General features: G+C 67.0%; 15 protein-coding genes and 2 pseudogenes. 2 read left to right on the top strand and 15 right to left on the bottom strand.

Annotation, left to right across the window (positions count from 1 at the left end):
- Positions 1–15: 15 nt before the first annotated feature.
- The 11 genes and pseudogenes from ASF76_RS03565 to ASF76_RS03520 form a co-directional block, all read right to left on the bottom strand.
- Positions 16–548, bottom strand: a pseudogene (locus tag ASF76_RS03565) (L-arabinose isomerase); the annotation flags it as partial.
- Positions 549–568: 20 nt separating this feature from the next.
- Entirely contained in the window at positions 569–2,161 is a 1,593-nt protein-coding gene (locus tag ASF76_RS03560) for a xylulokinase (RefSeq protein ID WP_055953432.1), read from the bottom strand.
- A pseudogene (locus ASF76_RS17400) lies at positions 2,158–2,428 on the bottom strand (class II aldolase/adducin family protein); the annotation flags it as partial. The pseudogene ASF76_RS17400 and the gene ASF76_RS03560, both read right to left, overlap by 4 nt.
- 1 nt (position 2,429) lies before the next feature.
- On the bottom strand, positions 2,430–2,992 hold a 563-nt coding region (locus ASF76_RS17395), incomplete at its 3' end, for an L-ribulose-5-phosphate 4-epimerase (RefSeq protein ID WP_442922757.1).
- Positions 2,993–3,187: 195 nt separating this feature from the next.
- Complete coding sequence (locus ASF76_RS03550; protein ID WP_055952968.1) at positions 3,188–4,219, bottom strand: LacI family DNA-binding transcriptional regulator; 1,032 nt, start codon at positions 4,217–4,219, stop codon at positions 3,188–3,190.
- A 26-nt stretch (positions 4,220–4,245) separates the two neighbouring features.
- A complete protein-coding gene (locus tag ASF76_RS03545; protein ID WP_055953424.1) occupies positions 4,246–5,109 on the bottom strand; it encodes a carbohydrate ABC transporter permease in 864 nt (287 codons plus the stop codon).
- Between the two features lie 8 nt (positions 5,110–5,117).
- Positions 5,118–6,056 carry a carbohydrate ABC transporter permease gene (locus ASF76_RS03540; protein ID WP_235561222.1) on the bottom strand — a complete coding sequence of 313 codons (939 nt, stop codon included), beginning with the start codon at positions 6,054–6,056 and terminating at the stop codon, positions 5,118–5,120.
- A gap of 180 nt (positions 6,057–6,236) precedes the next feature.
- Positions 6,237–7,559, bottom strand: a complete 1,323-nt coding sequence (locus tag ASF76_RS03535; RefSeq protein ID WP_055952965.1) for an ABC transporter substrate-binding protein — start codon at positions 7,557–7,559, stop codon at positions 6,237–6,239.
- A 21-nt stretch (positions 7,560–7,580) separates the two neighbouring features.
- On the bottom strand, positions 7,581–9,746 hold the full coding sequence (locus ASF76_RS03530; RefSeq protein WP_082484818.1) for a glycoside hydrolase family 36 protein: 2,166 nt from the start codon (positions 9,744–9,746) through the stop codon (positions 7,581–7,583).
- Between the two features lie 740 nt (positions 9,747–10,486).
- On the bottom strand, positions 10,487–11,110 hold the full coding sequence (locus tag ASF76_RS03525) for a hypothetical protein (protein ID WP_156459115.1): 624 nt from the start codon (positions 11,108–11,110) through the stop codon (positions 10,487–10,489).
- Between the two features lie 57 nt (positions 11,111–11,167).
- Entirely contained in the window at positions 11,168–15,169 is a 4,002-nt protein-coding gene (locus tag ASF76_RS03520) for a LamG-like jellyroll fold domain-containing protein (protein ID WP_055952959.1), read from the bottom strand.
- A 288-nt stretch (positions 15,170–15,457) separates the two neighbouring features.
- Between ASF76_RS03520 and ASF76_RS16590 the strand changes: the two genes are divergently transcribed.
- Positions 15,458–16,195 (top strand): PTS sugar transporter subunit IIA, encoded by a 738-nt coding sequence (locus ASF76_RS16590; RefSeq protein WP_162240799.1) that lies wholly within the window; start codon positions 15,458–15,460, stop codon positions 16,193–16,195.
- Positions 16,196–16,618: 423 nt separating this feature from the next.
- On the opposite strand, the gene ASF76_RS03510 is transcribed toward ASF76_RS16590, so the two are convergent.
- Complete coding sequence (locus ASF76_RS03510) at positions 16,619–16,924, bottom strand: chorismate mutase (protein WP_055952953.1); 306 nt, start codon at positions 16,922–16,924, stop codon at positions 16,619–16,621.
- 80 nt (positions 16,925–17,004) lie between these two features.
- Here ASF76_RS03510 and ASF76_RS03505 point away from each other — a divergent pair, with 80 nt between their 5' ends.
- Entirely contained in the window at positions 17,005–18,129 is a 1,125-nt protein-coding gene (locus ASF76_RS03505) for an AI-2E family transporter (RefSeq protein ID WP_082484853.1), read from the top strand.
- On the opposite strand, the gene ASF76_RS03500 is transcribed toward ASF76_RS03505, so the two are convergent.
- The 3 genes from ASF76_RS03500 to ASF76_RS03490 form a co-directional block, all read right to left on the bottom strand.
- Positions 18,089–19,192, bottom strand: a complete 1,104-nt coding sequence (locus tag ASF76_RS03500; RefSeq protein ID WP_082484815.1) for a LacI family DNA-binding transcriptional regulator — start codon at positions 19,190–19,192, stop codon at positions 18,089–18,091. The two genes, ASF76_RS03505 and ASF76_RS03500, sit on opposite strands and share 41 nt — an antisense overlap.
- 67 nt (positions 19,193–19,259) lie before the next feature.
- Positions 19,260–21,230, bottom strand: coding sequence for an Ig-like domain-containing protein (locus ASF76_RS03495; RefSeq protein WP_055952947.1), 1,971 nt, complete (start codon positions 21,228–21,230; stop codon positions 19,260–19,262).
- Between the two features lie 17 nt (positions 21,231–21,247).
- Positions 21,248–23,542, bottom strand: coding sequence for a beta-L-arabinofuranosidase domain-containing protein (locus ASF76_RS03490; protein ID WP_055952944.1), 2,295 nt, complete (start codon positions 23,540–23,542; stop codon positions 21,248–21,250).
- Between the last annotated feature and the right edge of the window lie 40 nt (positions 23,543–23,582).

The raw sequence follows: 23,582 nt of genomic DNA, 5'->3' as shown, positions 1-23,582 counted from the left end.
CGGGCGAGCTTGAGGGTGCGGGCGGCGGTCCAGCCGGCGGCGGCGCGCTCCCAATCTTCGATCTGCTGGCGGACGGCCGGGTTCGACACGTGGCCGACGACCGTCTTGCGCGCGACTCCCAGACGCGTCTGGATGTACCCGAACTCGCGGTCGCCGTGAGCGGCCTGGTTGAGGTTCATGAAGTCGAAGTCGATGTCGTTCCACGGCAGCTCGACGTTCGCCTGCGTGTGCAGGTGGAGCAGGGGCTTCTGCAGGGCGTCGAGACCCGAGATCCACATCTTCGCGGGGCTGAAGGTGTGCATCCACGCGATCACGCCGATGACGTCGTCACGGCCGTTGATCTCCAGCGCCATGCGGCGGATGCTGTCGGAGTCTTTCAGCACGGGCTTCCAGACGACCTTCACCGGGAGCCCGTTCAGGCCCTCGACGACGGCCTGCGACTGCTCGGCGACCTGCGCGAGGGTCTCTTCTCCGTAGAGGTTCTGACTGCCGGTGACGAACCAGACCTCGTAGCCGTCGAGATCGTTCCGGAGAGTGGTATGGGTCATGACTGTTCCTTTTCGCGTGATCAGAGGGAAGCCACGGCCGCGGCCTCGACGGAGAGACCTGCGCGGTAGCGGTCGAGATAGACCGAGAATCCAGCGACGTCTGCTGGATCGGGGGCAACTGTGGCGATCCCCGCGTGGGCGAAGACCGCCTCGCGCAGATAGGCATCGAGGTTGCGTCCGGAGTCATCAGCGGCGTAGGAAGCCAGCACGGCCATGCCCCATGCGCCGCCCTCTGAGGCGGTTGCGGCGACGGAGACGGGTGCGTCGAGCGCCGCCGCAAGAAAGCGTTGAGCTACCCCGGCGGTGCGGAAAATCCCGCCGTGGGCGTACATCCTGTCGAGGGCGACGCCCTCGTCGTGCAGGACGCCCATCCCGAGCGCAAGCGTGCCGAACACGCCGTAGAGCTGCGCACGCATGAAGTTCGCCAGCGTGAGGCGGCTGTCGGGCGTGCGCACCACGAGCGGGCGACCCTCGTCGAGACCCGTGATCGGCTCTCCAGCGAGGTGGTTGTACGCCAGCAGGCCGCCGGCGTCGGTGTCACCCTGCAGGGCGGTGGAGAAGAGCGCCGAATAGGTGGCATCTGGCGACACTGGTGAGCCCGCCGCGGTGGCGAACGCGGTAAACATGCTTGCCCAGGCTGCCAGTTCGCTCGCGCCGTTGTTGCAGTGCACCATGGCGACCGGGTCACCCGAGGGCGTGGTCACGAGGTCGAGCTCATGGTGCACCTGGGTGAGAGGGCGCTCGATCACCACCATCGCGAAGATGCTCGTGCCTGCGCTGACATTGCCTGTGCGAGGCGCAACGGCGCCGGTGGCGACCATTCCGGTGCCCGCGTCACCCTCAGGTGGGGCGAAGGGGATGCCGGGACGCAGGGTTCCGCTCGTGTCGAGCAGAGCGGCCCCTTCGGCGGTGAGATGGCCGGCGACGGCGCCCGCGGTGAGCACCTGCGGCAGCAGCTCGCGTAGCGCCCGGACGCGACCAGCGGCGAGGACGTCGTAGCGAGCCACGAGCTCGGCATCGTAATCGCGGGTGGCGGAGTCGATCGGGAACATGCCCGAGGCGTCGCCGACTCCCAGCACCTTCTCGCCGGTGAGGCTCCAGTGCACGTACCCGGCGAGGGTGGTGAGAAATCGAATGTCGGGCACGTGCGACTCGGCGTCGACGACCGCCTGGTGCAGGTGCGCGATGGACCAGCGCAGCGGGATGTTCGCGCTCAGCAGTTCAGTGAGCTCGGCTGCGGCCACGCCGGTATTGGTGTTCCGCCATGTGCGGAAGGGGGCGAGGAGCTCTCCGCCGGCGTCGAACGCAAGGTAGCCGTGCATCATCGCCGAGACGCCCATTGCGGCGTAGCTCTCAGGCGTGACGCCGTACCGCTGCTGTACGACGCTGACGATCTCGGCGTAAGCGGCCTGCAAGCCTGACCAAACGGCATCCAGCGAGTAAGTCCAGAGCTTGTCGGCGTAGACGTTCTCCCACTCGTGGGACCCGGTCGCGAGCACGTCCGCGTCAGGGCCGATCAGACAGGCTTTAATGCGGGTCGAACCGAGCTCGATGCCCAGTACGGCGCGGCCGGAGGCGATGACCTCGGCGGGCGAGGTGGCGACGGCGCTCACCGGCGCGCGTCCGTGTTCTGGCCGTACACGTTCTGGTAGCGGTCGTAGAGCGCGTCGATGTGCTCCTGCGGGATCGGGATGAGGGGGCCTGCCTCTCGGGCGATGTGCACGGTTCGGGCGACGTCCTCGAGCATGACGGCGGCCTTCACGGCATCCTTCGCGTCTTTTCCGATCGTGAACGGACCGTGGTTCTGCATGATGACGCCGCGCGAACGGTGACCGCGCAGGGTCTCGACGATGCCCCGGCCGATGGAGTCGTCGCCGATGNCCGATCGTGAACGGACCGTGGTTCTGCATGATGACGCCGCGCGAACGGTGACCGCGCAGGGTCTCGACGATGCCCCGGCCGATGGAGTCGTCGCCGATGATCGCGAACGGGCCCACCGGGATGGGTCCGCCGAACTCGTCGGCCATGGCGGTGATCACACAGGGGATCTCTTCTCCGCGGGCCGCCCACGCGACGCCGTAGGTGGAGTGCGTGTGCACGACGCCGCCGACCTCGGGCATGTTCCGGTAGACGTAGGCGTGGGCCGCGGTGTCGCTGGAGGGGCTGCGCTCACTGCCCGGCGTACCGGGGATCGCGTTGCCGTCGAGGTCGCACAGGATCATGTTCTCGGGCGCCAGGTCGTCGTACGAGACACCGGAGGGCTTGATGACGAATAGATCGGCGCCGGGCACGCGGCCCGAGACGTTCCCGCCGGTCCACACGATCAGGTTGTAGCGCACCAGTTCGGCGTGCAGCCGGGCGACGTCCTCGCGGACACGATCGATGGATTCCTGGACGCCGGGGGTGATGTCAGCAGGGGACGCTGCCACGGTGTTCTCCTTCAGATGAGGACTGATCGCTGGTGTTCGCTTGGGGATGATGACTAGAGAAGCGTTATTGGGGCCTACAACTCATCGCGCGCGCAGGTCGAGGCCAATGGGCCTGAGCCCATTGCCCGAGAGATTGGCGCGACATAACAGGTGCGCTGTCGGTCAAGCGCCAGCCGTGGACGGTCCACTCAAGTGCGAGTGAACGGCGTATCAATTAATGCGGCGCACTTCGGCGGTTGGCGGCGGCGGCGCGGTGCTGTCGCGCACGATCAACTGCGGACGTTCCGACGAGAAGCGTCGGCCGGTCTCGCCAGCGATTTCATTCAGGAGCAGTTGCAGCCCGCGACGGCCGAGGCCCGCGAAATCTTGATCGACGGTGGTTAGTGGGGGAGTCCATAGTGCGGCGAGGGGATGGTCGTCGAAGCCGGCGACGGAGATGTCGTCCGGGACGCTGCGGCCCGCCGTGACGATGCCGCGGATGACTCCCATGGCGATCTCGTCGTTGCCGCAGAAGATGGCGGTGACGGCGGGGTCCTCTGCGAGGCGGCGGCCGATCTCGATGCCCGAGCGCGGATCCCACGTCGCATCGGCGAGGGGAGGGACCGCCGCCCCGCGGCGCTTCAGCGCCCGCCTCCACCCGGTCGTCCGACCGTCCTCGCGGCGAGAGGGCGGTATGCGTACGTGATGGACGGTGGCATGGCCGAGGTCGAGCAGGTGGTCGGTGAGCTCCTCGGCGGCGTGCGACTCGTCGAGAACGGCCTGGCGCAGCCCCGCCTCCCGAACCCCCGAGAGGGCGACGAGCGGGAGAGACGGTGGGATTCGATGCAAAGCCGCGACCCCCGGCGGGTCGAACTTGAGAACGCATACGCCAGCCAGTGGCTGCGCGAGAGTGGCGGCTATGGCACGGTCGATCTCGTCATCTTCTGTGCTTTCAACGACGGTGATCATGACCGTGTAGTTCTCTGCTCGTGCGGATTCTTCGATGCCTCGGATGGTTTCGGCGTACCCATAGGTCGAGGTGTCGCCAGCAATTACCGCAATCACCTCAGCTTTGCGTGATGCCAGCACGCGCGCCGCTGAGCTCGGTCTGAAATCTAAAGCGGCGATTGCTGCGCGGACGGCGTCGCGCTTGGCGTCGCTCACTTTGGCCGCCCCGGTGAGGACACGCGAGACGGTGGGGACCGACACCCCGGCGTACGCAGCGACATCGACGATTGTCGACGCCTTCCTCTGGCTACGCATAGGGACTCGAACTTCCGCGGCAAGGGTCATTTCACTGCTCCGCTGGTGATGCCCGAGATGATCTTGCGCTGGGCCACCATGAAGGTGATCAGCAGGGGCAGGCTCATCAGGATGATGTAGGCGAAGATCAGGTGCCAGTTCTGAAGATACAGACCCGCGCTGGCCACTTGATACAGGTTCAGGGGCAGCGTGTCGAGGCGACCGCCCACGACGAACAGGGCGTAGAACACGTCGTTCCAGATGTAGAGGCAGATCAAGATGGTGGCCGTCGCGAGCACCGGCATGAGCAGCGGCAGGATGATCTTCACGAAGACCTTCACCGGCGAGGCGCCGTCGACGCGCGCTGCTTCTTCGAGCTCGATCGGGATCGTGCGGACGAAGCCGGTGACGAAGAAGATCACCGTCGACATGTACATGCCCATGTACACCCCGATCATCCCGACGGGAGTGCCGGCGAGACCGAGTTGGCGCAGCAGGAGCACGATCGTCACGACGGCGGGCGGGAGCACGATGCCGCTGATGGCGACCGCGTACACGAAGGCGAGCGCCTTGGACTTGCGGCGGCCCAGCACCCAGGCGGCCATCGAGCCGAGGACCAGCACGCCGAGCACCGCGGGGACCATCACGAGGACGCTCCCCCCGAAGGCGGCGATCATGCGTCCGTCGCCGATCACGGTCGCGAAGTTGTCGAACAGACGCCATTCGGAGGGGAGCGCCAGGGTCGGGACGAACGCCTCGGCCTGCGTCTTCGACGCCGTCAGCACGGTGAGCAGGAACGGGATGCCGAGGAGCGCGACGGCCACGAGGATCGCGGCGACGGGCTGGGCGACCCGGGCGAGGGGGCGGCGCCGTCGCGGCGGGCGTCGGGTGCGTCCCGTGGTGAGGGTCATGGTCGCGGTCACAGTACGTCCTCCCGCTTGCGCAGAGTGCGGATGACGGGGAAGGCGAGCACGGCGACGACGAGGAAGAGCACGAGGCTCATCGTCGTGGCCTGTGCGAACAGCCCCTGTCCGAAGGTTCGGAAGATGAAGATGTTGAGCAGCTCGGTGGTGCCGCCGGGGCCGCCGGCGGTGGTGGCCTGCACGATGTCGAAGCCGTTCATCGAGCCGAGCAGCGCCGTCGCGACGTTGAAGGTGACGGCCGGGGCGAGAAGGGGGAAGCGGATGGAGCGGAACGTGGTCCACCATCCCGCGCCGTCGAGGCGGGCGGCTTCCATGACGTCGTCGCTGATCGTCTTGAGTCCCGCGAGGTAGATCAGCATCGACAGGCCCATCCACTTCCAGGCGTGGATGAGGGCGACGACGACGATCGTCCACGTGGTGCTGCCGAGCCAGGCGATCTCGACGTTCTGCCCCGAGACGATGCTCAGGATGCCGTTGAGCGCCCCGTCGGGCTTCAGCATGGCCTGGAAGATGTAGCCGACGGCGAGGGCCGACATGATCACCGGCACGAAGAAGGCCACGCGCAGGGCGCGGTTGGTGCGGGTGTCGCGCTCGAGCAGCAGTGCCAGGGCGAGACCGAACAGGTTCTGGAAGATCGCGACGAGCACGGCGTAGACCAGGGTCACCGTCAGCGCGTTGACGAGCGAGCCGTTGGAGAACAGCGAGACGAAGTTGCCGGGGCCGATGAAGTCGATGGAGCTCTTGAAGCTCGACCAGTTCGTGAAGGCGTAGACGAAGTTGAAGGCGGTGGGGATGGCGAAGAACACCACCAGCACCGCGAGCGCGGGGATGAGGAACCACAGGGGGTGGTCTTTCGCGTGTCGTCCGCGCGACGCGACGCGGGCCGACCGTGGTGGCGGCGTCACCGTGCGGGGCCGCTGGAGGGTCGAAGTCATGGGGTGTGCCTTACGAGGTCTTGGGGCCTTGAGGGTGGGGCGCCGGACGGGGTCGGGTGATCCGACGCCCCAGGAAAGAGCGATTCCTCAAGGTCGAGGATGCTCGTGGACGGCGGCTCAGGGGGGAGCGCCGACCGGCAACGCGGAGAGGCTGGGGTGAGGAACCTCTCCGCGTTGGTCTCAGAAGCCGGGCGTCCCGATGGCCTTGGCCAGCTCTTCGAACTGCGCCTGGGTGGCTTCGGCGACCTGAGTGGGCGTCTGGGTCCCCTGGATCATGTCGCCGAGGTTGAGGTACAGGTCGGGGTTGGCGACGGCGAGGGCCTGCATCGATCCGACCGAGTCTCCGAGCGAGTCGCTTACGGCCAGCAGCGCGTCGGGCACCTCGGGCGAGGACTCGACCCCGCTCTGCAGCGAGACGGTCTTCTGGGCATTCACGAAGTCGGCGTATCCGTCGCCCAGCCAGTACGACAGCAGCTGCCGGGCAGCCGCCTCACGCGCGGCATCCCCCGTCTTGAAGGCGACGAGGGCGTTCGCCTGGTCGGGGATGAAGGTGCCGACGTTGCCGCTCGGGGAGATGGGGAAGAAACCGATCTTCTCGTTCAGCTCGGCGGTGTCGGCGAGCGACTGGAGCTGGCCGAAGTACGAGTTCACCTGCACCGCCATGGCCGCCTCCCCCGCGAGGAGGGCGGGACCCTGGTCTTCGAAGGTCGCGGTCTTGAGATCGGCGTTGAACAGACCCTCCTGGATCAGACCCTGGTAGGTGTCGATCGCGCCCTGGATGGTGGGATCGGTGAATTTCTCCTCGTTCGCGTTCACGCGATCCCAGAGGCCGTCCTTCGCCGCGTCGGCCAGCTGCACCTGCACCCACCACTGCGTGGCCCACGGGGTTCCGCCGCCGAAGTCGTAGAACGGGGTGACACCGGCCGCCTTCAACTGCCGCGCGGTGGCGAGGAACGAGTCCCAGTCGGTGGGCGTCGAGGTGATGCCCGCCTTCGCGAACACCTCCTTGTTGTAATAGACGCCCTCCACGGCCGGCGTCGAGATGAGCGCGGCGTAGCGCGTGCCATCCAGGATGCCGGTGATGTCCTTCAGCTCCGGCGTGTACGCGTCGATGAACGGGGCGCCGTCAAGCGACTGCAGGTTCGTCGAGGCGTTCAGCGCCGTCAGCTGCGACGCGGTGGGCTGCCAGAACGCGAGGTCGGGCCTGTCGCCCGTGGCGACCTTCGTCTGCACGCTCTGCTCGTACGGGTCGGGGATGGTGACGACGTCGACCGTGGCGCCGGTGGCCGCCTCGAACGCCGAGACGACGCTGTCGGGGACGGTGTTTGAGTTCTGCGCGGCCCAGATGGTCAGGGTCGTGCCGCTCAGGTCAGCGTCCTGCGCGGGCCAGTCCGCGGGACCGGCAGCGGCGCCGCCGCCCCCGGTACCGGGGTCAGAACAGCCCGCGAGGGCGAGGGCCGCGACGGTGGTGAGCGCCGCTGTGGCGATGAACCGCTTCTTCATTGAAATGCTCCATTTCGGTGATCAGTGTGATCTGGTGCTGACGCCTGTGTCGACCTCGGGTGGACGGACACTTAGGCGGAAAGTGCGCGCGGCGATACTCATACCGGTCGCGCGCACGTGCAGGGTCCCCGTCTCGGCACTCCACTCGGTGTGCCAGGCGGGGAGGTCCAGGGGGAAGACCGGGGTCACCTCGACGTCGTTGCCGACGAGGTGGGGGAAGCTCAACGAGACCGAATCTTGACCACCACGGCGCCAGACCGAAACCAGTTCACCGGCGGGAACGTGGAGTCCTAGAGATAGCCAGGTGTCGTCCCAGCTGGGTAGGCCAAGCGGCCACGATGGGTATGACGAAGCGATGTCTTTTCGGAGGTCCTTCGCGACGGAGATCGCTGCAGCGACCTGACCCCGTTGTAGTGGGGTCATCCGGTTGAGGTGACCGGAAACGTAGAAGCGGCCAAGCAACCCCGTGACCAGGCAAAACGCCGAGGCCTCAGCGTCCATCTCGGGCTGGGGATAGGCCCAGCTCGCCGCCTGCTCAGGGACCATAGATAGCGGCGCGCTTGCGGCGATGGCCGGGTAAAGCCGGAAGTCCTGCTGATCGGAGGTCGACTGCATAGCGAGGCGGGACAGCATCGCGTAGTCCATGCGCATTGCACCTGAACTGCAGTTCTCGATGATGAGCTCGGGGTAACGGTCAAGCACACCATCGAGCCATGCGAGTACCGCACGGTTGTGCCCTAGGAGCCCGTCGCCCACGCTGTCTGCAGCGTGGTCGGTGCCTGGGCCGGGGTTGATGTTGTAATCCATCTTGATGAAGCCAAGACGGTACTCGGCCATCAGCCTGTCGATGACATCGTCCAGGTGTGCTCGAGCAGCCGGGTGGCGCATATCTAGGTGGTAGCGATCGTGCTCGGCTATTCGTTGACCGTTCCGCTGCAGGAAAGCCTCCGCGGGCAGTTTCTCGGCGAGAGGACTGCGGACGCCAATGACTTCTGGTTCAAGCCAGAGTCCGGGCACCATCCCCGCCCGGTGGATGGCGTCGATGACTTCCGACAGGCCGCCGGGGAAGCGTGTTGTTGAAGGCGTCCACTCGCCCACGGTGTCCCACCAGTGACCTGAGTTGTCATACCAGCCGGCATCGATGCAGAACACTTCCGCGCCCACCTGGGCTGCAGCCTCGATCAGCGGAAGAAGCTTCTCCGTCGTGGGGTCTCCATCGAGAGTGTTCATGTAGTCGTTGAACACCACCGACATCGCCGCATTGTCAATGTGGGCGCGTCGGGAGGCGCGACGGTGGTCTGTCAGGGCATGAACGACTCGCTCTTCGTCGGCAGCGAAGGCGACGGCCACGGGTACGCTTGTGAAGCTCTCCGCGGGGGACAAAACCCGCGTCCAGCCCGAGTCGGCGTCCGTTGGCCCTGAGAGCGCAAGGTAGCCACCGTCCGTGTCTTCACCGATCTCCCAACGCCACGCACCGTTGTGCTCGATCTGCCACGCCACGGCGAGACCCGCAGAAGATGAGCTGATGATTCCGGTAGGGAGATGATGCCCGGTCGACCACGTGCCGGTCGACACCGCCGAATAGCTACCGCGGGGGTTGTGCCCGGTGAGGTGTTCCGCAAGGGAAACGAAGTCGGGTCCGCGAAGAGGGGTGCGCGTCCATCGGCCTTCGCCGAGCCAGTCGCTGACACCCGTCACCCGATTCCACCCCGCCAGTGCGTCACCTTGGTGATGGGGATCAGTGAACCCGGCGACCCACGAGGCCACCGAACGGAGAACGAGAGCATTGATGCCGACGTTCGTGACCGCGATTCGACTTGTTACCGCAGCCACTCCCGGTCGAGCAGTGAGGATGATCTGCGTCTCAACGTCGCCTGATCGCTGACGGATGACGAGGGTGTGCGCTCCGTCGATCTCATCGACGCGGTGGTCGAAATATCGCATGCGCGCGCCGTGCTCGGTGTGCGCTAGGCGCCCGGAAGCGGGACGGTGGCCCGAATCGACGGTGAGAACTTCGGCGAAAGGAAGTTCATACAGACGGGTTGTCTCTTGCCCCAGGACATCGACGGCGACGCAGGAGACGGGCGAGTCGTCGCCCCATGCGAAAGTCAGCGTGACCTGGTCGTTGCCCCATGTCAACGAGGGGACGAAGACCGCTCCCTCAAGTCCGGACTGCATCGTCGTCATTCATCTCTCCATCGTGTAGAAGTACGTCCAATGTATTCAATCTTGAAAGCGTTATCAACAACTATCTGAAACCGTTACCGCACCGCGATCGGCACCGCGCGCTTCCGCTCCGAGGGGGACTCGCAGTCCGTTGGCGGCGGTGTTGACCGTCGCGGGGCTGAGGCGATCTATGTCCAAGTGGTGAGGCTGCCCAGGGCCACGCTGCCGTGGCCGAAGCGTGCCGGCTTTCGCCTCAACTCAGGCCGCACGCCGCGAGCGTTGAAGCTCAGGGTCGTCTGCGGCCGGGGGATCGCGTCACCACTACAACAAACTCATCGTGATGCCGACAGCCAAAAGGGCTTCCGTCAACCCAGCCAGTAGCCCCTCACCGAAAGGCCCGGCTCCGGCGAACGAGACACCCACGAGGCTGCTGGAAGGGACGGGGGGTGACTGGAAGTGGCCAGTGGCCGGATGCGTTGGCGACACAGACGGAGTCGTGGAGGGAGGAGTGAGGCCTGCGTCAACGCGGATTATCCCTGAGCCGCTTTCCGCCCAGCTCGCGGGCGCGGGGGCATCACGAATGCGCCCGCTGCGGCGGCGACGGTGGCCAGAAGCCGACCGACTGCGGTCATTCCCCGCCTTCTGTTGCCCCTCTTCGCGGGCGTCGCGGGGGGTGTTGCTTGGGGCAGGTAACCTCGGGCCGAAGTCGTCCGGCCTGCCTGGCTATCGGGTGCAGTCAGGCAGGCCGGACGAGGTCGAGGTCACTCGAAGAGCGACAGGGTGATCGTCGAGGTGTACTGGCCGTAAGCCACCGTGGCCGGCACACGGAGCGTGAGGTCAGCTGTCGCAGTGGAGGTTGCGCCGCCGTCAGGCAGTGCTTCGGCGTCGCTGAGGTACAGCAGCTCCTGGTCCGTCAGTCCACGGCTCTGGTCGCTTCCGATCTCACCCTGCAGTACGCCGTCGACATCGCCACCGACGGAGATGGCGTCGTCGTCACCCGCGACCAGGCGGGGGCTCCATCCGAGGTACTTCGCCTCGATGGTGTCCCCGTCTGCGTTGGTGAAGTCCCCGGCAGAGCCCAGCACAGCCCAGGCGGCTCCATCGGCGATCTGATCACCGCTGCGTGTGTCTGTGACGGTGACCTGGGGCATAGTGCCGACGAACTGACGGGCTCCACCCGTCGAGCCCTGCTCAGCGAGAGTCGCACGGCCAGGTGCCACGGTCATGGTGAGGGCGCCGGGTCCTTCCTGTGGGGTGATGGCGACATCGACGCCGATCTGGCCGTCGTCCACAGGATCAGCGGCAATTGCGGCGACAGCGGCGCCGCCGGTGGTCATCAGCGCTGCGGCCAGAACCGCGACACCGAAACGAATAGATGTTCTCATATGCATCTCCTACGGGTCATGGGTGGGGAGCAGGCGAACCTGCCCCCCACCCACTCGTCAGTTCTGTGCGTTGTACGGCGCTTCAGAGGTCGCGGTGACCTTCTTGCCGTCGATGGTGGCGGTAGCGGTAACGGTGGCCTTGCCCGCAGGGATAGACGACTTCCCCGAGTTCATGGCGACGCTGACCCTCTTGCCCGGTTGCACCGACGTGAAGGTCTTCTTGCCGAACTCCGTAACGATCTCGAACGTCACGGGTACGGTCGATTTGTTCACCGCTTCCACCGCCACGTACGCCTTGGACGCGATCTTGCGAGTCGAGGCCGACGTTTCCATCTGCAAGGCCGGAGCCGAAGCGGAGTCGAGCACGAATGGTGCGAACTCGATCCAGTCGACGTTCGGCCCTACGGCGTAGCCGTCGACAGCGACGTCGTCGGAGGCATTGCCGTTACCCTTCTCGTCGATCCAGAGGGTCTGACGTGTGTTGCCGAACCGGATCGCGTCACCGTTGGACTTCAGTGTCAGCTTCATGGCTGTCTCGAAGAAGTTGGTCTTGGCGTAGGTGTAGCGGAACGTGGAGCGCCCCGCGTTCTGCGCGCTGCTGCCCTCCTTCGCCTCCAGGCCGGTGTCGACGACCTGCGGGTTGTATTCGTGCGTCCCTTCGATGTTGTCGTTGGAGTAGTGAACGACCACGTCGTACTCGCCCGCCTGGGAGAACCCTTCGCCGCGGCGAACGGTCATGGTGCCTTCGTTGTCGGCGTTGGCGTCGGTGATTCCCAGGCCGGTGACGTACCCGGTGCCTGACCCGTTGGTGGCCAACCCGTCGGTGGGCTGGTTGCCCCAGGTCTGCACCTTGGCGGTTCCGCCCAGAGTCACCTTCGAGGCGTCTTCCGCCTCGACGCGGACGATTGCTTTGTCGCCCTCCACGGCTCGAGTGGTGGTGACCTGAGACACTGTGACGCCGTTGCTCCCGAACAGCTCGAACTCGGACACGCCCTGCGGCAGGTGCACGCGGACGGTGGACGTCCCGGAGCCGAGCGTCGTTGCTGTACGGCCGTTGACCTTCAGCTCCACCGTGCCGTTGCTCGGACCAGCCCACGCGACGTTGACGTCGTAGTAACCGGACTCCATCACGGCGGGATAGACGTCTGCGCGCTGGCCGGCACCGATTGCCGCAGACCCGCGCTGAGCGCCGTCCCAGGTGAGGGCTGCCCCGCCCGCGAAACGGAACGTTGAGGCGGGGTACGTCGTCGACTCCGTGTTAGACGTGTCGCCCACGCGTGTCAGCGTGTAGCGATCGAGGGAGACGCCCTTGCCGTTGCCCCATTCGTTGGCGGCGTTGGGCAGAATGGTGGATCCGTCTTCACTCGTGCGAACGCTCAGGGTGTGCTCGCCAGCGGTGAGCTGGACGTAGACCTCGGCGCTGGAGCGAGCGGTGGACTGCACCTTGCCGGGCTTCCATCCCGTGGCGCCGTACTGCACACGCTGGGACAGCTTGTCGTCCACGAACAGCGCGTGCTGTGCGGGAACGCCCGTGGACGCGCCGATCACCTGCAAGCGGTACCGCCCGTCGGCGGCGACGTTGACCTTCCAGTCCGAGCGGGAGTTCGCCTGGGTGAACTCCACGACGTCGAGGTTGTTCGACGCGTGATAGCTGTCACCAGGAGAGGTACGCACGCGGGCATTGGTGAGAGCGGTGTTCTCCGCCTCGATCGAGTAAGACGCCGGCTGTTTGGCCGCTTCGGCGGTGACGTCTCGGTTGGCGGCCGGGGTGACGATCACCTGGTACACGCTGTGGATGTCGGAGGACGGGACGCGGATGGAGACCGATCCGTTCGCCACCTTCAGGCTGTCAGCGGTCGCCACGACGGGCGGGGTGGTCTGCTGGCCATCGACACCGCTGACGCGCGCCTCACGGACTTCGATGTCGACGGTGTCGCCGAAGCCGCTGAGGTTGTCCAGGCGTACCTGGGCGTCCTTGCCGGCATCCACGTTTCCGATGAGGAACTGCGCCCGCTGGTTGGCTTTGTCGATGCTGGCGATGCCGTTCTCCTGGTTCTGGGTGACCTTGACGGTTTCGGTGCCGTGCATGTCGCCGTACCACTTGAAGGTCCACCATCCGCCGTTGGCGGAGTTGGCCAGGGCCTGGTTGTCGGACATGGTGCCCGACGCCGTCCAGTAGGCGGTTTGCGCGTCGACCTTGGCGGCCTCGAAGCTGGAGAACCAGTGCAGCAGGCTCGAGGGGCCGCTCATGTCGGTGATCGAGCCGTATTCCGTGATGTTCACCGGGGGGATGTCGGCTTCAGCGATGCCGGCGGCGGCCGCGGCGCGCTTGTATCCGACCATGCGATCCGGGAGCCAGGAGTATCCGCCGAGCTCGTGCCAGACGTAGATGTCGGGGACGGAGTTGCTCGCCTTGGCGGCTGTCATGAATTCGGTCATGCGGGCTTCGCCCATGTAGATCGAGTCGCCGGGCCCCGCGATCATCGGACGCTCCAGCCCGTGCCGTGCGTATGCGGCGGTGATCGTGTCCCACGCGGCTTTCCAGTCGCTCACGCCGTTGGGGGTGAAGCTGTCGGGCTGCCCGCCCTTGACGAGGTAGTTGGTGTAGCGCGGGCTGTTCAGTCCGTACCAGATCCAGTCGGGCTCGTTGAAGGGGATGAACACGAACTTTTCGGGGTGGTCCGAGCCGGTCGCGATCTTCTCGGCGACGCTGTCGAGAACCTCGAGGTAATCCCATACCCCGTTTCCACCGGCCACCTTCTCGCCGGTGGGGTTGCCGCTCGCGTCCTTATTGAACGTCCAGTCATCCCCGGGGCGGGTGTTGAAGTGGTAGGGCCAGTCAGGGTAGTAGTCCTGGGTGTACACCCCGAGCTCACGGCCCCACTTGGCGAAGAACGAGTCTTCGACGTTGAGTGCGTCGCCGCCCGGGTGCTGGGTGCCCAGAGGCGGCTTCTGCGAGATCGTGGTCATCGCGGCACCGTTGACCAGCGCCTGTGTGGGGGAGGTTTCATCGCCCAGACCGTAGAGGGTGCCGGTTGCGCCGCCCTTGAACGTACCGGTGTTCTGGCCGAAGTCGGCGACGAAGTTCTCGGTCTGACGCTGCTCGACCGAGACGTTCGCGGTCAGCGGATTGGCCCAGCCTGGGACCTTGCCTTGCACCGTGAACCTGGTTCCCGGGGTGGCGTACTTGTCTGCGGGCACGGCGTCCCACGTGATGGGGAGATCGACCGAGGATCCGCCGGAGTAGGTGACTTTCGTGGTCGAGGGAAGCTGCGGAGCCCGCCCAACGGGGGTTGTGACCGCGAATTCCTGGGGGGTTACCGAGGTGATCTCGCCGGTGTAGCCCTTGAAGAGCTCTGCAACCTGCTCAGCGCTCAGGGCGGAGTCGTAGACGGTGAAGTCGTCGAACTCGCCGGGGAAGTACGCTGCGTAGTCGCCCGTCCATTGCGTGCGCCCGATCAGTCCGGAGAAGGTGCTGGCCGAGGATGCGAGCCTGGTCAGATCGAACTGGCCGGCTTCCTTCTTGACGAGGATGCCGTTGACGTAGAACGAGATGCTCTGAGCGTCGACGCTCGTGGTGATGTACGTCCACTTGTTCGCCGGCAGAACCTCGTTGAAGGCTTTCACCTCGGTGCCGGTGTTTGCCACCGCGGCGGACGTGCCACCTTCCGAGGGCTGGTAATACAGGCCCCAGTTGTTTCCGGGGAGGCCATCGCTACCCACGATGTAAGCCCACGGATTCTGGTTCCCGTATTGCCCATCCCACTTGATCCACGTCGACACCGTAAGAGCCCGATCCTGGTCGAACAGACCCTTCGGGATCTGCAGGTACGGCGCATCCTTCGTACCGATCTGGGCACCCGGGAGCTTCACGGATGTGCCGGTACTCGAGGTCGGGCCCTGCCCTCGATCGAGAGTTGTGGCGTTCTTGATGACTCCGTTGAGCGCGGACCCGCCCGAACCGGAGTTGGTGACGACGCCGTTGGACGCGTCATTGAAGTTGTACGACAGAACGGGGGCGGGCAACGGATCGACGGCCGAGGCCGGGGAAGCGGTCACGAGGGCCGTTCCCAGAACGAGCGGCGCGACTGTCGTACAGGCCAGAAGCCGTGTAGCGAACGCGCGCCGAGTGTGCGATTTGTGCGGCATGTTTCCTCTTCATCGAGTGGACGTGACAGCCCGACGGATCCCGTTACGGGTGGATCATTCGCAGGCGTGAAAACGCTATCATCAAGTTGGAGGGCTGCCAAGGTATGGTTCTGCAAGCGTTATCAGAAGGAGCGCAAGACCATGTCGCAGCTAAGCGGGCCCGAGGCCCACGCACGTCCGTTGTTATCCCGTGGGGGGATGGCAACGGGACGCCGTGCCCCGGGTGCTCAAGAGCACCCGGGGTCGTGGAGGTTCCCAGCGGCGAGATGGGCCCGTAGCTCCCCCTGCGCGGCGCTTCCCCTGCGCGGCTTCCGAACAACGTCGCAACTACTTCTTCTCACCGGCGCGCGACTTTTCGCCCTTACCGCCGCGTTCGTCAGAAAACTCGCCGAGCGCGCAACAGCCGTACAGGCGAAAGGTGCGAGCAACAACCTGCCCATCTTCAGCCCGCAGACGGGTATCGCCGTTCCGCTCAGCCAAGCGCCAGTCGTCGCTTATGCAGACGGCAGCGTGGGGCAAGGCCTTGCCATCCGCTCTCTCAGCGGATCAGTCGTCGCACCGTTCGACGCCACCGTTGTCGCCGTCTACCCGGTGAACCACGCCATTGTGCTTCGCCATGTGGGGGGCGTGGAGGTGCTGATCCATATCGCAGTCGGCGCGGAGACGTTGGACGGCGAGCATTTCACCCCCAAGGTGGGCTGCGATCAAAAGGTGGCAGCAGGAAGTCTCCTCGTCGAGTTCGACCACGCAGCGATCAAAGATGCCGGGTACGACGCCGTCACATCCGTGATCGTTCTGAACGGCGATCAGTACCCCCGCGTCGTGCCGCTGGCGTCCGGCTCAATCTCGCAGGGCGAGGCCTTATTCATGGCCATTGCGGTCGAGAACTCCGCCGGCGCGCGCCGTCTGCTCAAACATCGTGGCCCCGGCCGGTAGCGACATCGCCTCAATCGTGGTGACGGGGCACCCGAGGATTACCGCCGACAGTCACCGTTATGCCAGCCACCCAAGGCCCTGGCTGCGCGAAGCCACAGCGCCATCCCTGACGTCGGTCACCATCCCCTTCGCGCAGGCAATCGAATGGGCGATCACCGACGTCGTCAGCGGCATTAACGGTGTGACTCGCCACAAAACGCGTGAACTCCCATCAACCCCATTGTTCGGGACTCAACGACCGCGACTTCTGACCCGCACTAGGCGATTGAGTATGCAGAAGCTCGCGCAGGCTCGCCGCCGCCAGAACTTTCGCGTCTCGCAAGGGACTCTTCCCCGGGACCCATCGGCCATTGACCTGGGAGACGCCGCCGTTCGGGGAGCTGACGGATCCCGGTCGGGTTCAGACGGCTGCAGACCGCGGGGTCAGTCCTCCGCGGGCTGCGCGGCGGCGGAGCGGTGGTGGCGGATGACCTCGGCGACGACGAAGTTGAACCACTTCTCGGCGAAGGCCGGATCGAGGTCGGCGTCTTCGGCCAGGCGCGTGAGTCGCGCGATCTGCTGCTCCTCGCGCGCGGGATCGGAGGCCGGCATCCCGTGGTGGGCCTTGAGCACGCCGACCTGCTTCGTGCAGCGGAAGCGTTCGGCGAGGAGGAAGATCAACGCGGCGTCGATGTTGTCGATGCTGCCGCGAAGCCCCTGAAGGATCGTCGAGGGGTCGGCGTCGGTCATGTGTCCTCCCAGATCGCCTCGACCCTACCGCGCCGAGCGAGGCTGCGTACGCCGCGACCCGGGAGTCCTACAGTGTGACCATGAGCCGATCGACGCGCCCCGACCCCACCGCCGTAGGCGCCGAAGCCGGGGCCGCCACGTCACGCGACAGGCCGATGTGGACCGCGGTGTCGCGACCCTACGCCGCCGGGTTCTTCCTCACCCTGGGCGGGCTGACGGCCATCCTGCTGGCCCTGGCCCTGTCGAACCTCTCGACCGTCCTCATCTACATCGCGATCGCGCTGTTCGTCGCCCTCGCGCTCGACCCGCTCGTGCGGATGCTGATGCGCCGCGGCCTTTCTCGCGCGTGGTCGATCGTGATCGTCTTCGGCGGTCTCGCCATCGTCCTCGCCGGGTCGCTGTGGTTGCTCATACCGCCGGTGGTGCGCCAAGTGGAGCAGTTCATCGGCGACATCCCCGCCTTCACCAACGACCTCATCGACAGCGACGCCGTGCGGTGGGTCGAGGCGAACTTCGGCGACAGCCTCGGCGATGTCCTCCAAGAGGTTCAGAGCTTCGTCACCAACCCCACCAACATCGCGGCCATCGGCGGCGGTCTGCTGCAGGTGGGCATCTCCATCGGCACGTTCATCTCGGGCGCGATCATCGTGCTCGTGCTGAGCCTGTACTTCCTGGCATCCCTGCCCCGCATGAAGAACAGCCTCGTGCGCCTGACCCCCGCGCGCAGCCGCGCCACGGTCTCCGACATGACGGGCCAGATCACCGACTCGGTCGGCGGGTACCTGGCGGGCATGGTCGTACTCGCTCTGTGCAACGCGGTCTTCGCGTTCATCGTGCTGACGATCCTGCAGCAGCCGTTCGCCGCCCTCCTCGCCGCCCTCGCGTTCGGGATCACCCTGATCCCCCTCGTCGGTTCCGTGCTCTTCTGGGCGACGGCGACGGTGTTCACCCTCATCGTCAGCCCGACCGCCGGCTTGATCTTCGCGATCGTCTACCTGGTGTACATGCAGATCGAGGCATATCTGCTGACGCCGCGCGTGATGAACCGCACGATCTCGGTCCCCGGAGCTCTGGTCGTGATCGGCGCGCTCGTCGGCGGCACGCTGCTCGGCCTGCTGGGAGCCCTCGTGGCCATCCCCGTGACGGCGTCGGTGCTGCTGATCATCAAGCAGATCGTGATCCCGCGACAGGATGCCAAGAAGTAGGCACGCGCCACCGGCGGTGCGACGCCCCCGAAGCGGCGAGCACTTCCCCCGCTAGCGTGGTGCTGGATTCGCGGACGACCAGCTCCGGCTGGATGGTGGCGTGGCGGGGTTCGACGTCGCCCTCGATGGCGGCGATGATCCGCCGCAACGCCAGTTCGCCGAGCTCGGCGAAGTTCTGGCGCACGGTGGTCAGCGGGGGCAGGAAGTGCCGCGAATTGGGGACGTCGTCGAAGCCGATGACGGTGACGTCCTCGGGGACGCGGATGCCGCGATCGTGGAGCCCGTGGATGACACCGAGAGCGATCTGATCGTTCGCCGCGAACACCGCGGTGGTGTTCCCCAGCTCGAACGACCGACCGACCTCGAACCCGAAGTCCGACGTCCAGTCACCGAGCACGTAGGGCCCCTCCGGCAACCCCGCCTCTGCCAGACACTCCCGCCAGCCCTGCGCACGCTCGCGCGCATCGAACCAGTCGATCGGGCCCGCCAGGTGGGCGATCGTGCGGTGCCCCAGATCTATGAGGTGCTGGACCGCGAGCCGCGCCCCTCGTCGCTGGTCGACTCCAACCGTGTGCCAGGACGGGTCGGCCTCGGCCTTGACCACGATCGTCGGCAGACCCGTCGTCTGTTGACGCAGAAGGTCCAACGACGACTCCCGGGGCGCGATCACGCACAGCGCATCGACACCCTGGGTGACCAGCTCCATGACCCCGGAGTCCATCTGCGACGCCTCGTCGTCACCGATCGAGAACGCACTCACTGCGTACCCGACCTCTCGCGCGGCCCTCTCCAACGCGCGCAGGGTGCTGTTCGGACCGTTCTGCACCGGACCGTCGATCAACACCCCGATCCGCCGCGCACGCTGTGTCGCGAGCGCACGCGCGGCCATGTTGGGCGTGTAGTGGATCTGCTCGATCACCTGGAGGACCCGCAGGCGCGTCGACGCGCGAACGTTCGGGTGGTCGTTCAGGACGCGAGACACCGTCTGGTGCGAGACACCGGCGAGACGCGCGACGTCGTAGATGCTGGGCCGTTGCCAGGCTGGGCTCGACGGTCGGGGCATGGGTGATCCTCCGGATCGAAAGAAGGGCGGCGGGCCGACGCCGAAGACATCGACCCGCCGCGTCTGCTCAGAGGGGTCTGTAGTCGGCCGTTCGCTCCACCGACACCTCCCGCCCACCCACGACGGCGGTAGCCCTGATGAGCACCTGTCCGGCGGGGACGGTCGTCGCCCGCGATGAGAAGGATGCGCTCACCGTCTTCCCCGGCTGCACGCTCTTGATCGTTTTGGAGCCGTATGCGCTCGTGAAGACGAGGTCGACCGCGACATCGTCGGTGTTCTTCACCGTCGCGATGACATAGGCCCTGCCGGCGATCATCCGCGTCACCGCCGACGACTCGATCTCGAGGGCGGGCGTCGGGGTCTCCGTGCGCGGCGGAAGCGTGATCGTCCGCGTCGACTCCTCGTTGCCGGCGGCATCCTGAGAACGCACGTGCACGAAGCGCGGGGCGTCGGTCAGCTCCACCGAGAACGGCTTCTCGTAGGTGGCGAACATGTTGTTCGACGCACCCGCAGGGTCGGCATCCGGACCATCCGACCAGACCGTGCGCGACAGACCGGAACCGGGCTGGGCGTCGGTCGGCGAGAGCGTCACGAGGGCGGAGACCCCGTCGACCACCTCGATCCGGTCCCCGGTGACCGGCGCGACGGTGTCGACCTTCGCGCTCGCCCGCGCCTCGCCGACGGCGCCGTCGGTCGCCGTGGCGCGCGCGCGGACGGTGATCTCTCCTTCGACGTCGACCGCCACCGGCTCGGTGTAGGGACGCCACGTCGTGCCCCCGTCGAGGCTGACCTCGATCGAGGCGATGTCGGCGGCCGTCTTCTGGGCCGTCACGACCGCCTTCGGGGCTGTGATGTACCAGCCGGAACCCTCGGGAGCGGCGTCGAAGGCGATGGAGACCAGGGGTGTCGTCTGATCGACCGGCGCGACGACGAACACGGTCGCGAGCGCCCCCGCCGAGAAGCCCGCGACGGTTCCCGGCACGTCGAACATCGCCTCGGCGTCGGCATAGGCCTCCGGCGCGACGGGGTCCCAGGTGACGGGGACGCCGCTGGCGGCCGTGCCGTCGTCGAACGCGGCACGCACGGTGGCGGGCAGCACGGGAGCCACCCCCGGAGCGGTGATCACCGAGGTGTAGTCGATGGAGGTCATCGCCTGCGAAAGCTCGTCGGCGACGAACACCGTGGCCGCGACCGTCTGGCCCTCGTATCCGCTCACCCGTCCGGTGACCGCGAGGGTGCCGGGCCGGGCCACGTCGGCCGGCGTCACGGCATCCCAGGTGACGGAGGCCTCCCGCAGGGGCGCGTCGGCGCCCACCACCCAGATGCGGGAGGGCAGCGCGGGCAGCGCACCGGTGAGGGTGCGCACGGCGACGTCCTCCGCCGCCACGAACCCGTCGCTCGGCTCGGGGTCGGGGTCGTCGGGCGCGGCGATGCCCGACACCTCCCACTCGATCACGCTGGTCGCGTGGGGCTGGCCGTCGACGACCTGTCGCTCGAGGGTGAGCCGCAGCGCCCGTGTGGTCACGGCGTCGAAGACGACGTCCACCGGCGCGAGCGACGTCTTCGGCTGCGCCGGGTCGAAGGCGGGCAGCGGGTAGGCGATGTCGTCGCCGCGCACGGGCGCCCACTCGCCGGCGGCATCCTGATACTCCAGCGACCATCCCGCGGGGACGCGCACGCCGCCGTCACCGACCCCGGCGTTCTGCCAGAGGAAGAGAGTGGATGCCGACACCGTCACCGGGGTGTCCCAGGTGTAGGTCGCGACGTCGGTGTCGGGAACAGGACTGGCGCCCCATGTGCCCCACATCGCGTTCAGGCTGTCGGTGGGCCTCGATGCGCCGTCGTTGAGGGCAGCGGCGGAGTTCCACGGCGGGACGTAGCTGACGGCGACGTCGGGGGCGTGCTCGCCGGAGGCGACGGCGATGTTGCCCGGCGTCTCGGCGGCGACGGGCGATGGGATCGCCGCGGATGTCCCGAGGGCGAGGGCGAGCGTGACGAGGGCGACGAACGCCCGGGAGACGAAACGAGGTGCGTGCATGATGGGGCCTCTCGTTCTCACGCGTCGATCGGGGCACGGCCGGCAGCGAGCAGCACCTTCTGGCGGTCGCGGGCGGTGAGCAGGTTCGCGTCGGTGAACGATTGCGACACCGAGCGCACGGCATCCAGGAAGGCCGTCCGATCGGCGAACGGCGCCTTCGCCCAGACCTCTTCGAGAAGGCTCGGCCCGCCCTGACCGCGTGTCGGATTGCGCACCTTCGAGTCGACGCCGGCGAAGGCGACGGTGGGCTCGGATCGCTGGAAGTACATGTGGTACGCCACGTCTCTCCCCGAATAGGCGGGCTCGAACGTGCGCCCGTCGATCTCGAAGACGTTGCCGCTGCGCCGGGTGACGCCCCGGCTGATCGAGCCGTCGAGGCCGGCCTTCGACGAGAGCGCCAGGCTCGCGTACCGCGTGGACGAGTCGATGGCCGTCAGCACGACCGGGCCGTAGACGAGCGCCTGGATGTCGCGGCGGTCGGGGGTGGGCTCGGCGCGCAGGCTGAGCGGAATGGTGACGGCGACCTTGTCGCCCGTCGCCCACGAGCGGGTAAGGGCGACGTACGTGCCGGGCGCCGTGTCGGCATCCGTCCGCTCGCCGTTGATGCTGACGGTCGCTCCGCGCGCCCACGCGGGAATGCGCACGTGCAGCGTGAACGAACCCGCCGGGGCGCTGGTGAACTCGAGCGTCGAGGTGTCGGCCTCGGGGTACGACGACGTCTGCACGAGCGTGAGCCCCTTCTCCGCCCAGTCGACGGTCGACGCGATGTAGAGGTTGACGTAGAGCGCGTCCCCCGCTTTCGAGCGGAAGTAGATCGTGTCCTGGTACTTCACGTGGCTCTCGAGGGCGGTGCCGCCGCAGCACGTGCCGATGTTGCCGTCGCCGTACTCCTTACGGGTACCGGGATTGACCGGGAACATGTAGCAGTTCTCCGGACTGATGGTCGACTCGGCGTCGCGGCGTCCGCCGAGGATGTGGTTGAGCACCGTGCGCTCGTAGTAGTCCATGTAGGCCGGGTCCTGGTCGTGCAGGAAGAGCGAGCGCGCGATCTTGAGCATGTTGTACGCGGCGCACGACTCCGCGTTCCGCTTGCCGATGTCGCCGGCGACCGCGTCGGCCGGGCCCCACAGCTCGCCCTCGCCCGTGCCGCCGTGGGCGTAGGCACGGCCCGGGACGACCATGCCGAAGAGGTTCGTCACGGCCGTGCGGTAGCGCTCCTCACCCGTCTGGTCGTAGAGCTTCAGGTATCCCGAGAAGGTGGGGATGTACTGGTTGGCGTGCCGGCCGTCGAGCGTGTCGCGATCGGCGGCGCACGCGTCGACCAGGGCGTCGTAGGTGAACAGCTTCGCCGCCTGAAGGAACTCCTCGCGGGCGGGGTCCGTGGACCGCCAGTAGAGCTCGACGAGCACGTCGTTCATGCCGCCGCACTCGCCCGCGATGTAGAGCGACCACATTCTCTGCAGCTGCGCCGGGGCGCACTTCGACAGCCGGGAGTACACCCAGTGGCCGATCCCCTCGGCCAGGGTCAGCGCGAGGGTGTTCCCCGTGTAGGCGTGCGCGTCGAGCAGTCCCGCCACGATCTTGTGCAGCGTGTAGTACGGCGCCCAGATCTCGCCGTAGGGTGCGTAATTCTCGAGTGCCGAGAACTGCCATTCTCCGTATGCGGAGAGGAAGCCCGGATGCGAGTACCTCGACGCCGTACCGACCTTCTGTGCGGCCAGAGCGACCCGGCACTCCTCGAGACCCGCGACGAAGGCTCCGACCTTCTGCGCGAGCGCGCCCTCGCCCGTCGACGCGTACGCCATCGAGAGGCCGCTGAGGAAATGCCCGGCGAAGTGCCCCCGCAGCAGCCCGCCCGCGCCGCGCACGTTCTGTCCTGCGCGGTACTCCGACGGTCCCCAGCGCTGATCGTCGGGAGCCGGACCGAACTCCTCCCATCCGCCCGGCGGTGTCGCGCCGCGGGTGTCGAGCCCCGCATTGCGGCGGAACACCGCCAGCAGGGCGTCGACGGAGTAGGCGCGGTTGAGGATCAGAGCCTGCTTCTGCGCACGGGTGAAGACGCTCTGCCCGAGGGTGACCGCGCTCAGCGGGAACGGCTGCAGTGTCCAGGCGTCGGGCGCGACCTCGCGGGCCGCGGCCCGGACGACCGCGGCCGAGTGCTGGAGTCCCGGCAGGCGGAAGGCGGATGCCGCGGGTGCGGCGGCTGTCGCGGGCGACGCCGAGAGAGCGCCCGAGGCGGCGAGGAGGCCACCCACGGCGCTCGATCCGAGCAGGGCGCGCCGGGTGAGGACGAGGGGATCGATGGGGGTCATGGGAGGTCTCTTCTCTTCATCGAGCGGATCGGGGGATTCG

Source organism: Microbacterium sp. Leaf151, from assembly GCF_001424225.1.
GTDB lineage: Bacteria > Actinomycetota > Actinomycetes > Actinomycetales > Microbacteriaceae > Microbacterium.
The sequence above is the reverse complement of the archived record's forward strand: the minus strand, read 5'-3'. Positions and strand labels throughout refer to the sequence as shown.

Excerpts from the sequence above, each read along its gene's own strand:
- ASF76_RS03530 (WP_082484818.1), bottom strand. The coding sequence starts at position 9,746 with ATGACGACGATGCAGTCCGGACTTGAGGGAGCGGTCTTCGTCCCCTCG.
- ASF76_RS03505 (WP_082484853.1), top strand. The coding sequence starts at position 17,005 with ATGAGCCGATCGACGCGCCCCGACCCCACCGCCGTAGGCGCCGAAGCC.
- ASF76_RS03525 (WP_156459115.1), bottom strand. The coding sequence starts at position 11,110 with ATGAGAACATCTATTCGTTTCGGTGTCGCGGTTCTGGCCGCAGCGCTG.
- ASF76_RS16590 (WP_162240799.1), top strand. The coding sequence starts at position 15,458 with ATGGCAACGGGACGCCGTGCCCCGGGTGCTCAAGAGCACCCGGGGTCG.
- ASF76_RS03500 (WP_082484815.1), bottom strand. The coding sequence starts at position 19,192 with ATGCCCCGACCGTCGAGCCCAGCCTGGCAACGGCCCAGCATCTACGAC.
- ASF76_RS03490 (WP_055952944.1), bottom strand. The coding sequence starts at position 23,542 with ATGACCCCCATCGATCCCCTCGTCCTCACCCGGCGCGCCCTGCTCGGA.
- ASF76_RS03540 (WP_235561222.1), bottom strand. The coding sequence starts at position 6,056 with ATGACTTCGACCCTCCAGCGGCCCCGCACGGTGACGCCGCCACCACGG.
- ASF76_RS03550 (WP_055952968.1), bottom strand. The coding sequence starts at position 4,219 with ATGCGTAGCCAGAGGAAGGCGTCGACAATCGTCGATGTCGCTGCGTAC.
- ASF76_RS03535 (WP_055952965.1), bottom strand. The coding sequence starts at position 7,559 with ATGAAGAAGCGGTTCATCGCCACAGCGGCGCTCACCACCGTCGCGGCC.
- ASF76_RS03495 (WP_055952947.1), bottom strand. The coding sequence starts at position 21,230 with ATGCACGCACCTCGTTTCGTCTCCCGGGCGTTCGTCGCCCTCGTCACG.
- ASF76_RS03545 (WP_055953424.1), bottom strand. The coding sequence starts at position 5,109 with ATGACCCTCACCACGGGACGCACCCGACGCCCGCCGCGACGGCGCCGC.
- ASF76_RS03510 (WP_055952953.1), bottom strand. The coding sequence starts at position 16,924 with ATGACCGACGCCGACCCCTCGACGATCCTTCAGGGGCTTCGCGGCAGC.